The organism is Adlercreutzia sp. ZJ138 (assembly GCF_011038935.1).
Classification (GTDB): Bacteria; Actinomycetota; Coriobacteriia; order Coriobacteriales; family Eggerthellaceae; genus ZJ141.
This window is the reverse complement of the sequence record NZ_JAAKEA010000001.1, coordinates 180,299-191,274: the sequence shown is the minus strand read 5'-3', so window position 1 is coordinate 191,274 and position 10,976 is coordinate 180,299. Positions and strand designations below refer to the sequence as shown.

The 10,976-nt window shown below is 55.1% G+C and carries 8 protein-coding genes; 6 read left to right on the top strand and 2 right to left on the bottom strand.

What is annotated here, in order from left to right; translation table 11 throughout:
- Window positions 1-113 precede the first annotated feature (113 nt).
- Window positions 114-557, top strand: a complete 444-nt coding sequence (locus G7Y43_RS00905) for a PIN domain-containing protein (RefSeq protein WP_165043103.1) — start codon at window positions 114-116, stop codon at window positions 555-557.
- A gap of 209 nt (window positions 558-766) precedes the next feature.
- Here the strand turns inward: G7Y43_RS00905 and G7Y43_RS00900 are convergent, their stop codons facing one another.
- Complete coding sequence (locus tag G7Y43_RS00900) at window positions 767-2,563, bottom strand: FAD-binding protein (RefSeq protein ID WP_165043082.1); 1,797 nt, start codon at window positions 2,561-2,563, stop codon at window positions 767-769.
- Window positions 2,564-2,799: 236 nt separating this feature from the next.
- Here G7Y43_RS00900 and G7Y43_RS00895 point away from each other — a divergent pair, with 236 nt between their 5' ends.
- From G7Y43_RS00895 to G7Y43_RS00875, 5 genes are all read left to right on the top strand, one after another.
- Window positions 2,800-3,441 carry a TetR/AcrR family transcriptional regulator gene (locus tag G7Y43_RS00895; protein ID WP_165043079.1) on the top strand — a complete coding sequence of 214 codons (642 nt, stop codon included), beginning with the start codon at window positions 2,800-2,802 and terminating at the stop codon, window positions 3,439-3,441.
- 232 nt (window positions 3,442-3,673) lie between these two features.
- The gene (locus G7Y43_RS00890; RefSeq protein ID WP_241158084.1) at window positions 3,674-5,032 is read left to right on the top strand and encodes an ATP-binding protein; all 1,359 of its coding nucleotides are present in this window, start codon (window positions 3,674-3,676) and stop codon (window positions 5,030-5,032) included.
- A 142-nt stretch (window positions 5,033-5,174) separates the two neighbouring features.
- Window positions 5,175-5,645: a helix-turn-helix domain-containing protein gene (locus G7Y43_RS00885; RefSeq protein WP_165043077.1), complete on the top strand. Its 471-nt coding sequence runs from the start codon at window positions 5,175-5,177 to the stop codon at window positions 5,643-5,645.
- Between the two features lie 289 nt (window positions 5,646-5,934).
- Window positions 5,935-8,217 carry a MurT ligase domain-containing protein gene (locus tag G7Y43_RS00880; protein ID WP_165043075.1) on the top strand — a complete coding sequence of 761 codons (2,283 nt, stop codon included), beginning with the start codon at window positions 5,935-5,937 and terminating at the stop codon, window positions 8,215-8,217.
- A 94-nt stretch (window positions 8,218-8,311) separates the two neighbouring features.
- On the top strand, window positions 8,312-9,934 hold the full coding sequence (locus tag G7Y43_RS00875; RefSeq protein WP_241158083.1) for an LCP family protein: 1,623 nt from the start codon (window positions 8,312-8,314) through the stop codon (window positions 9,932-9,934).
- A gap of 9 nt (window positions 9,935-9,943) precedes the next feature.
- Here the strand turns inward: G7Y43_RS00875 and G7Y43_RS00870 are convergent, their stop codons facing one another.
- Window positions 9,944-10,921, bottom strand: coding sequence for a TraX family protein (locus G7Y43_RS00870; RefSeq protein ID WP_165043073.1), 978 nt, complete (start codon window positions 10,919-10,921; stop codon window positions 9,944-9,946).
- Between the last annotated feature and the right edge of the window lie 55 nt (window positions 10,922-10,976).

The following is a 10,976-nucleotide window of genomic DNA, read 5'->3' as shown; positions in this document are numbered from 1 at the left end:
GTAAATTGTACTTATGAGCTGGGATTATTATACCATCCATATGCTTTGCGAAGACTGCCATCTCTCTTGCCGATTGACTTTAGCAATGTGTGGACTAGGTCCAGGGCGAATTAATCAGTATTTCCCTTGATGTCGATGTTGTCGTAGATATCCTCGGAAAGACCGACTGGTTTTTTGATTCCTTTGTTACCTATGATGTCGCCCTTCTGCGTAACTGTGAAATCTTCATATCGGCTGCTTCGCTGCCCACAATTTCCTATGTATTACATCGGCACGGAATCTCTCGTCCTCGGGTGCACGAGGAAGTAGAAGCGTTGTTTGATCTGCTGTGTATCGCTGACGTTTCCGAATCGGACTGCAAGCGAGCTCACGCAAATGCAATGAAGGATTTTGAGGATGCAGTCATCGCGGAATCGGCAGCGCGGCACGGGGCTGACCTTCTCATTACACGCAACGTGAAAGACTACTGCCAATCGCCCGTCAAGGCGATTACGCCAAGCGATTTTGTCAAATGCTTCAAACCCGAAAACTACGAATACGATATCGTTGATGTTTAAGGAAGCACTGATGAGTTCAATCAACCCTGGTCAGGCGGGACTAGATTAATGCAAGAAGGGCGCATCACTGCTCTCTGGCAACGATACGCCCTTTTATTACGTGCTGTGGCATTCTTGGAATTCAAGAGGGCTGCGGCGCGATGCGAAGTGCGATGCGAAGTGCGGCTTCGCGGGTACGCCATCACCCTAACGAATTCATTAACGCTGCTTTAGCCAAGACGGCTCTGGCCCATAATTTCTTCTGCGGCCAACATTCCGAACGTCATGCCGTGGCCCGTGCCGGTGCCGCCGATCATGGACGGGTAAATGTTTCCGTAGAAGGAGCCGCCCGAATTGCCAACTGCATACAGATGAGGAATCGGCTTGCCCTCGGTGTCGGTAATGCGCAGCTTGCCGTCCATGGTCAGGCCGCCTCGGACACATTCGATACCCATGCCGATGCCTGCTGCATAGAAGGGCGGGGTATCGATAGGCTTGCACCATTTCGCCTGCTTGAGGAACAGGTCGTCATGGCCGGATTCGCACATGGCGTTGTAGGTGTCTATGGTCGCCTTGAGGTCTTCGTAAGGAATCTCTACCATTTCGGCGAGCTCTTCGATGGTGTCGGCCTTGAACGTTAGACCGTTGGGTACGTCAACGTTGTCAATCTGCTCTTGGGTGTTGATAGAGAAAGCTGTAATGGGGGCCAAAATGTCGCCGTACTTCTCGAACCATGCGCCGTCCCAGATTGACCACGCGAAGCCTTCGGGCGGAACAGAAGCAAGGCAGTTAGCCATGCGCATGCATCCGGTAATGTTCTCGGTTTCCTCGTTGGTGAAGCGCTCTCCTTGCTTGGTTACATAGAGCATGGGGTAGGAAGCAACAGCGGGATTCCAAGACCACGCATCGGACATAGCCCACAGGGCCGCCAGTTCGGGGTTCTCTTCTTTGGCGGGATCCGGGCGCATAATTTTGCCGGTGATGGTCTGACCAGGCCATGCATCCAGCGTTGCCATGGTATCGAATCCGGCTCCAATCCACATGGCCGCCTTAGCCATTGCGCCATCGCACTGAGGTGCCGAGAAGTCGTAGTAGTTGTTCAGCGCCAACGGGCAGTACTTTTGCAGCATTTCGGGATCGCGCATGTAGTCGCCAGCTGCAATGATAATGCCTTTGGAAGCATTGTAGCGAACGTACGCGCCGTCCTTATTGGTGGCAATAACGCCGGTGACGGGGCGGTCTTCCTCTTCGGATCGCTCGATGCGTACGCCCTTGGTGTTGAAGTCGAATACGGCACCGTTGGATGCGGCGTAGTCGCCCATAACGGCATTCCACTCAAATTTCTCGTGAGGATCGGGACCGACGAAATTATGGGAAAGCTCGAACAGGTTGTAGTAGTTCGTGATATTGCTCTTATCTCCGGTTACGAGCAGCGTGCCGGCTGCCAGTTTGTCTCCTGTTTGGGAGAACGGCGCGGCGTAGGTTACCTGCGCTCCGCCGAAGTCTTCCATAATGCCTCCAGCCCAGTCGAGCATTTCGCCGGAGTGGTCAACGTAAATGGAAATGAGGTCGATGCGCGACTGATAACGGCCCGAGAGCATGTACGCATCCAAGATCAGCTGATCGCGAATTTCGTCGTTGAACTCAAGACCCAACGCACGCTGGTACTTGGTGTTGTATCCGGTGGTGGAAGAACGGGATGAGCCGTAGCCAGAACCGGCCTCTATGACGCGCACATCATCGCAAAGCTCGGATGCACGCGCTGCGGCGGCGTTGCCGGCAATGCCCGCGCCTACAATTAAGATTTCGCAGTCGATAGTTTCTACGATTTCCTCTTCGGGAATAGGCTCGGGCACAACCTCAAAGGAATAGCGCGCTTCTTCCGAAGAGCCAGTGCCTGTCGATTCCCCTTCGCTGCTCGTGCTGCCAGCCGTAGGCGCACAGCCTGCTGCCAGAACGCCCGCGCTTGCCACACCGGCGGCTGCCATTCCCTTAAGGAAGGTTCGGCGGTTCAGTTCCAGAGTCATATCCCTCTCCTTTCGTTTTGACGAGCGTTTTCGTTGCTCGTCCCCTTCAATGAAGCTCGAGTTCGTTCGAGGTGAACTCCGTCGCCAAATGCTAGCAGGCGGTGTTTCGTGGAAGGCGAAAGCACCCATAAATTGGAAACAATCCGAGCTGATGTCGAGACGAAAGAGCCGGTGATGGAGTAACATTTAACCTGCAAATGTTCACTTTTTGAGTGAATAGCTGAGGGGATGGGGTTATGCAGCATGTCGTAGACGAATTCGTCTTTCAGAATGACGAAATTGCTCGTAGCATCATTTTGGCCATGAACGAGCTTGCTGAAACGCATACGTACGAGGAGATGTCCATTAGACAAATATGCGAGAAGGCAAACGTTTCCAGAACCACGTTCTACCGGCGCTTCGATGGGAAGATTGAAGCGGCAGAGTGGGTTATGCGGCGCGTCAGTGCAATCGGACTGGCCCAGATTGGGCGAACGTTAACGTGGCATGAAGGCATTACCATGACATTGGCAGCCACTAAGCGCTTCGCGGCGTTCTTTCGCGCTGGAGGAGAATGGGGCGATTCCGCCGCGCGACGAATCATGGACGATTTTACGTCCTATCATGTGGGTATGTTCATAGACACCGTAACGCGATACAAGCGCATTCGTCTTGATGAGGGGCTAGAATACGTTCTTCGGTTCTGGGTCTACTCGCTTTGCGACGCATTGTTCTTTTGGCGCATCTCGGATTTCGCTATTCCGGTCAACCAGATGGCCGAATATCTCGAGCGTGCTGTTCCCGCGGAAATACATGAGATGCTACAGGAACCCGTCAGCTTGACAGGAGACGAGGTGTTTTTTAAGTTGCGCGAAGAAAGCGAAGAAAACATCGCTTAAAACGCGCCGGTAAAGTGTGCTTTTCTGACTTCGGTTAATCAGTGTTTCCCTTATGCTTCCTGTTGATGTCGTGTTCGAAATTTTGGTGTAGACTACTTGCTAAGTGAACCCTGCGAACCGTTTTTGAGCCCTAATCTTCAACTCAATTCCAAATACTTCCAAAAATGTGATACTATGCACGAAATACCAAGGAATAATGTGATAGAAATCACATTATCGGAAGGATTGAGTAATGCAGCGTTATATGACAAGGCAGATCACGTCGCAGCTACGTGCGTGGAAGAACTCGCCCTTTCGCAAGCCGTTGGTGCTCAAAGGGGCGCGCCAGGTGGGCAAGACCCAGGTGCTTAAGCAGTTTGGTATCGATGAGTTTGCCAATGTCGCTTATGTGTCGCTGGAGAAGATCGACATTGACACGCCGAGTGAGTATGCAGAATTCTTCGAACAGACCCATGACCCGCGGCGCATTGTTGCCAACCTGACGCTGGCTCTCGGAGTTCCCATTGAGGCTGACAGCACGCTTCTCATTTTGGACGAGATTCAGGACTGCCCAGCCGCAATTAACTCGCTCAAGTATTTCTGCGAGGAAATGCCCCATCTCGCGGTTGCTTGTGCGGGTTCGTTACTGGGCGTTGCTCTCGCTTCAGAAAACGCGTTTCCCGTGGGGAAGGTCAGCTTTCTTACAATGTATCCGATGACGTTCACGGAGTTTCTCTGGGCGGTCGGCGAGGAACCGCTTGCTCAGTATGCAGGTAGTATAAGCACGTTTGAGTCGATTCCTCAACTATTCGCTGATCGCCTTCGGGACAATCTTCGGGCTTACTTTGCTGTTGGAGGCATGCCCGAAGCCGTGCTCCGGTGGGCGACAACGAGCGATATCGGCCAAGTGGATCTGGTGCTTTCGGATCTTCTTGATTCTTACGAGCGAGACTTCGCGAAGCACGGCGGGGCGCGAATGTTCGCAAAAATCAGCCAAGTGTGGCGGTCTCTGCCAGCACAGCTTGCTCGGGATAATAAGAAATTTCTCTACGGTATCGTAAGGGAAGGGTCGCGTGCTCGTGAGTACGAGGATGCTGTGATATGGTTACAGAACGCCGGGCTAATCTATCGTGTGAACCGTTCTACTCGTCCGGGTCTGCCGTTGAGTGCCTATGATGAAAATGCCTTCAAGATATATGCTCTCGATATTGGGGTTTTACGTCGGCTCTCGCGATTGGATGCGACGGTGTTCTCGCGAACTGAAAACATGTTTTCGGAGTTTAAAGGAGCTTTCGCTGAGAATTACGTGTTACAGGCGCTGATGACGCAACTCGATGTAGATCCTCGCTACTGGGTCAGTGAGAAACCGCGCCACGAGGTTGACTATCTGGTTCAGCTTGGCAACGAGGTCATTCCGTGTGAAGTGAAGGCTGGAACGAACGTGAAATCGCCGAGTTTGAAATACTACGCATACAAATATCCCCGAGAAACTCCACTTCGTGTGAGATTTTCGCTGCTCAACCTCGCTAAAGATGACGATGTGGTGAACATTCCACTCTATTTATGTGACCATGCGGCACCCTTAATTCGGCACTCGTTGTTCTCGGCGTAGCACATAGAGGAAGCTAGCAAAAACTCACGTAATGCGCGATTGCTGAGAGAGGCTATTTCAGCCAAAATCTCCGTTTAGGAGACACGATTTTGCCTGCTTCGTGGCTATGATGGAAACATCGAGCAGAAGGAGGCTTCATCGAATGAATCAGGCAGAAATTGGGTCGTTCATTGCACAGAAACGGCGGGAAAAGAACCTTACGCAGGCAGAGCTGGCCGCGAATTTAGGCATGTCAAACAAGGCGGTATCCAAATGGGAAACCGGAAAGAGTATGCCGGATTATGCGGTTGTTCAGAGTCTGTGCAAGGAGCTGGGCATCAGTGTATCCGAGCTTGTGAATGCGAAAGAAGCAAGTCCTGAGGACAGCATGGTCCCATCTTCTGTTGAAGAGCAAATTCTCGATTTAATGAAGCGAACCCAGAAATTGGAAGCGCAGCGTACGTCGTTGTACGGGATTGTCCTGATAGTGATGGGAATTGCCCTGATGGCGTCGCGCAACGTGGTTGGCGGAAGCGATGTGCCGGACTTCTTTGCAGGAATGATCATGGGCATATCGTCCGCCGCCACCCTAGTTGGGGTCTATATTGCGGCAAGGGGCCTTGCCAAGCGCTAACGTGGTACAATCCCGAGTCAAGGGGCCACCCCCCCCCGCCTGAACAAGGAGGGCAATGGGAAGCTCCTTATCATTTTGCTTCATCTGTCACAACAACCGGTGAAGTACTTACAGGCCCGATGTGAAGCCCGCCAGTGTCTGGGGGGCTTCACATCGGGCTAATTTCTTCGTTGCCTGGAAATCGCGCTGTGATACGATGGGCTTCGCGTTATCGGCGCTCACCTGCACCATTGAACTTAGGCCGCCGAAGGGCGGTTTTGTTACTCATTTTCGTTGGGAGATATACATCATGAGCTTTCGCTTCGCCTGCGCCCGTGCCGTAAGCGCGGCTTCTACCTGGGCACTGAAGAACGTGTTTCACCGTCCCGCCGCCAATTTCCCCGGCCAAATTGCCCTGCGCGCAGACCCCGACGTCATCGCCCACCTGGCCCCGAAGCTTACCCGCGGGTCGATCTGCGTCGTGGGTACGAATGGCAAAACCACCACTACAAACCTGCTTGCCGACGCACTTGAAGTTGCCGGGCAGCGCGTCGTGTGCAACCGCACCGGTGCCAACCTCGACTCCGGCATCGCATCGGCGCTTCTGCACACGAGCGAAGCCGATTGGGGCGTGCTCGAGTGTGACGAAATGTGGCTGGCAAAGGTGCTTCCCCACCTGAAATCGGACTACGTGCTACTGCTAAACTTGTTCCGCGACCAGCTCGACCGCATGGGAGAAATCGCCCGCGTACAAGACAGCATAGCCGGTGCACTGGAAAGCTCGCCAAACACCGTGCTGTTGTACAACGCCGACGACCCGCTGTGTGCCGCCATCGCCGCACGCATTTCGAATAAGTCGCTTGCGTTCGGTATTGCCGAGAGCATGGGGCTTTCCCAAAACACCGTGTCAGATACGAACATGTGCCAGCAATGTTCGGCCATGATGACCTACGATTTCCGCCAGTACGGTCAGCTGGGTGCCTACCGCTGCCCCGAATGCGGCTTTGCGCGACCCACGCTCGACTTCGCCGCCGAAAACGTGCAGCTTGCCGCCAACGGACTGGCGTTCGACATTGCTGCATATGCAGGAGCAAACGCAACGGCAGTAGCTCTCGCAAATCACAGCAAACGTTGCGGAGAAATCGGAGAAAGCCAAGAAGGCAAGCCTGTCGAAAGCCCTTCACGTATGCGCATCGAGGCGCCCTTCAGCGGCTCGTACATGGTATACAACCTGCTTGCCTGCGCGGTGGGTGCCTGCGTGCTCGGCTGTCCGCCCGATGCACTCAAGCAAGCTATCGAATCGTTTGATCCCAAAAACGGACGCCTGCAAACCTACCAGCTGAATGGGCGGCGCGTGCTGCTGAATCTGGCGAAAAACCCCACCGGATTCAATCAGAACCTAAAAATCGTCGCACAGGACAAAGGGCAGAAGGCCGTAGCATTCTTCATCAACGACAAGGAAGCCGACGGACATGACGTGTCGTGGCTGTGGGACATCGACTTTGAAGAGCTTGCTGAAAGCGGCACGACGGCAGTGTACGCAAGTGGCATTCGTGGCAATGACATGCAGGTTCGCCTGAAGTACGCCAATATCGAATCGCGCGTGGCGGCTGACGCCGACGAAGTGCTGAACCTCATCGAGCAGCTTCCCCCGCACGTAAACGCCTACTTGATAGCTAACTACACCGCGCTTCCTGGAGCAAAAGCTGCGCTCGACCGACGCGCAAGCGAGCAGCCGGCCTGTGGAAACCACCCGGGCACGCAAAGCGACGCAAGCTTAGCTTCCTCCCCCTTCGCCGAAACGAACGCGATTGACACTCACGACACCGACAACACCCCTCTGGTAGTCATCGCGCATCTGTTTCCCGATCTACTGAACCTCTACGGCGACGGCGGCAACGTGCGCGTACTGGAACAGCGACTTCGCTGGAGAGGCATTCCCTGTGAGATTCGTCGCGTGCAGTACGGCGAAAACGTTGATCTTTCCTCGGTTGACCTGGTGTTTATGGGTGGCGGCCCCGACCGCGAGCAGAAGCTCGCCTCCAACGAGCTCATGCGCATGTGCGAAAACCTGCGTACCTATGTGGAAGAAGGCGGGGCACTTCTGGCTATCTGCGGCGGGTACCAGATTCTCGGCAGCGAGTGGCTTTGGGGCGACGATATCGTGGAAGGCTTAGGGCTGGTTGACATCACCACGCGTCGACCGGGAACGTCGGCAAACCGCCTCATCGATAACATCGCACTCGAATCAACCATCGCAACGCACCCCGTTGTCGGATACGAAAATCACGCTGGACGCACCTACTTAGGCGAAGGCGTTCAGCCGTTTGGGAAGACCGTGTCATCTGTTGGCTGCGGCAACAACGACGAAACGCGCGCCGACGGCATCCTGTACCGCAACGTACTAGGGACGTACCTGCACGGGCCGTTGCTGGCCAAGAATCCCGAAGTTGCCGACTGGCTGCTCGACAAAGCGTTGCTGCGTGCCAGCGCGCGCAGGGGATGCTCGGTGCCTTCGCTTTCAGCGCTTGACGACTCGGCGGAACTGGCCGCAAACGCCGCCATGCGCCACAAACTCGGCGTGCGCAGCTAACCTTCTGTCGAAGGTTCGCAAGGCATGTGGGCTTTTGCCGCAAAAGGGCTGATCGGGGTTGCGCGCGTTCTTGCGCGCCTGCACAATGACATGCATGGCTTACGAACGACGCAACCATACTGGCGCATCGCGCCCCTCTGTCCGGCCGTCCGCACGCCCATCGCGGAGCAGCTCGCACGGCGGCGCGCCCTCTCAAAGCGAATCACGCTACGGCAGATCACGCTATGGTTCGTCGTCGCAACGCACGTCAACGCGATCCGCAAGTGCCTACGGTAGCTCGAGCACTTCTGGGCAAAGCTACGAGGATTTCGCTGATCGCTCCCGCTACACCCGGGGATCAAACGCTCGCGTCGCAAGCAACGCCGCCGACGAATTCTCCAGCACACCCCGCATGTCGCGTTATCACTACGTTGCCAAGCGGAAGAACTCGCGCCGCAAAGCCGCGCTTATCGCCGTCATCGCCGCGCTCGTGGTGGTGCTCGGCGGCGCAGGAGCCGCACTCGCCTATTACGCGAACATCAGCGGCAACCTTCATGAAGGCCTAACCAGCGGGCTCCTTTCCTCGCTAACCGACACGTACGCCGACACCGATCCGTTCTACATGCTACTCATGGGAACCGACGGATCGGCCGAACGAGAAGCAGCATCGGAATTCGAAGGCGACCAGTTCAGAACCGACAGCATTATGCTCGTGCGCGTGGACCCTTCCAACAAGAAGGTAACCATGATCTCGATTTTGCGAGATACCTATGTTGACATGGGAGAATACGGGCAGAACAAAATCAACACGGCTCACGCCCTTGGCGGTGCCGAACTCGCCGTGAAAACGGTGTCGGACCTAGCCGGCGTCGACATTAATCACTATGCGGAAATAAACTTCGATGGGTTCAAATCAATCGTCGACGCCTTAGGCGGCATTGAGGTTGACGTACCCATGGCCATCGACGACCCCGAAGCGGGCGGCTCGCTTGAAGCCGGCCCGCAAACCCTGAACGGCGATCAGGCGCTTATCTTGTGCCGCAGCCGCCATGCGTATGACGAATACGGCAAAGGCGACGAATACCGCGCGGCGAATCAGCGCTTGGTGCTGAGCGCCATCGCCGAGAAGCTTCTGCAATCCGACGCGAGAACTATCGCATCAACGGTTTCGGCACTGTCGGAATACGTGACTACCGACTTTGAAGTGAACGAGATCATCGGCCTCGCGCAGGCCATGCGCGGCCTGAATCCCGAAACCGACATTTACACCGGAACCGAGCCGACTGAGTCGGTGTATATAAATGATCAATGGTTCGAAATTGTTGACGTCGACGCATGGACCGCCATGATGGAACGCGTTGACCAGGGTCTTCCTCCGAATGAGGAAGACTACGTTGACGAAGCCACCGGCACGGTGTTCTCGACGGGCAACGGCACAACCACATCGTCAACAGACAGCGGCTCAACAACCGTAACCGTCTTGAACGGCAACGGTGTGTCGGGTGCAAGCTCAAGTGCTGCGGCAACCATCGACAAGGCGGGGTTCGAAACAACCACCACCGACAACGCCGATTCATTCAACTACACCTCAACCATCATTATGTATGCGAATGAACAGGACAAAGAAGCGGCGCAAAAGATAGCCGACGCTCTTGGAGTTGGTACGGTGCAGGCAAGCGACGGATCGATTCCGTTCGAAACCGCGTTTTTGGTTGTACTTGGTGCCGATTACTCGTAACTCGGAACACTAAAACCCGAGCGACCAATCGCCCAGCAAAAGCCCTTTTGCCAGGCCCAGTACGGCAATGTGCGCTGGATAGTATGCGTAGAAGAGCCATTTCATCGGCCAGCCACGCCTTCCATTGTAGGCAAGCAGCAAACCAATCGCCGCCGTATTACCCACTGCAGCGTACAGAAGAAACGGCAGTGCGGCGATATCGACCACAACCGCTACAAGCTCGCTGATTCCCGTTGAGACAAGGGGAATCAGTGTCGGCAAGACGATGCTTTTCCGCCACGCGCGTTGAGCTTCGGCTGCACAAGTCGCCGCGCCCGCTTCCCCGAAGCACGACCCAACGCGTGCACTCGCGCTTCCCCGAAGCACATGTATCATCAGAACCATAACAGGCCCGAATACACCCCAATCGCACGTTGCACTTGCTGCCGTCGCGAGAACGAACAGTCCCCAGAAAAGCAGACGATTGCTCATTGTGTCGTACAACCACAGCACGACAAGCGACAGTAACAACGTGAGTAAAACGTTGCCGCTATGACTCAGGAAAAGCCAGTACGGCAGCTGAGAAACGGCAGCGAACACCGCAAGTCGGCAAGCATAGCGTTTCAGGTTCGACGTATGTCGATAGCCCTCAACCAGCAAAAACGCCATGATGGGAAACGTCATACCGCCGACCGCCAGCATGACACAACGAACCCCGAAGGGCAAATACGGGTAAAACACGTACGCCGCATGGTTAAACGTCATGCCAATGATGGCAACAACCTTCAGCGTAAACGACGACAAGCCGGAAAAACCCCGCCCTGATGCGCGGGTGACAACGACCTGGCGTGCATCGGTTTCAGCGGCTTGGCACGCGTTGGCAGCACCAGCTTGGCATGTATCGGCGCCAACCGCTTGTCGCGCGTCGGCAGCAACGGCTTGGCGCGCGTCGGTAGCAAGCGATGCCTCGCCCCATGCACTCTCGGTTGTTCGATGCTGCGTTTCCATGCCACATAGTATACTTCCCATCAGAAACCCAACGAACAACGAAACGGCAGGAACC

Bases quoted from the DNA above. Each gene is read 5' to 3' on its own strand.
- G7Y43_RS00900 (WP_165043082.1), bottom strand. From the start codon at position 2,563: ATGACTCTGGAACTGAACCGCCGAACCTTCCTTAAGGGAATGGCAGCC.
- G7Y43_RS00895 (WP_165043079.1), top strand. From the start codon at position 2,800: ATGCAGCATGTCGTAGACGAATTCGTCTTTCAGAATGACGAAATTGCT.
- G7Y43_RS00890 (WP_241158084.1), top strand. From the start codon at position 3,674: ATGCAGCGTTATATGACAAGGCAGATCACGTCGCAGCTACGTGCGTGG.
- G7Y43_RS00885 (WP_165043077.1), top strand. From the start codon at position 5,175: ATGAATCAGGCAGAAATTGGGTCGTTCATTGCACAGAAACGGCGGGAA.
- G7Y43_RS00880 (WP_165043075.1), top strand. From the start codon at position 5,935: ATGAGCTTTCGCTTCGCCTGCGCCCGTGCCGTAAGCGCGGCTTCTACC.
- G7Y43_RS00875 (WP_241158083.1), top strand. From the start codon at position 8,312: ATGGCTTACGAACGACGCAACCATACTGGCGCATCGCGCCCCTCTGTC.
- G7Y43_RS00870 (WP_165043073.1), bottom strand. From the start codon at position 10,921: ATGGAAACGCAGCATCGAACAACCGAGAGTGCATGGGGCGAGGCATCG.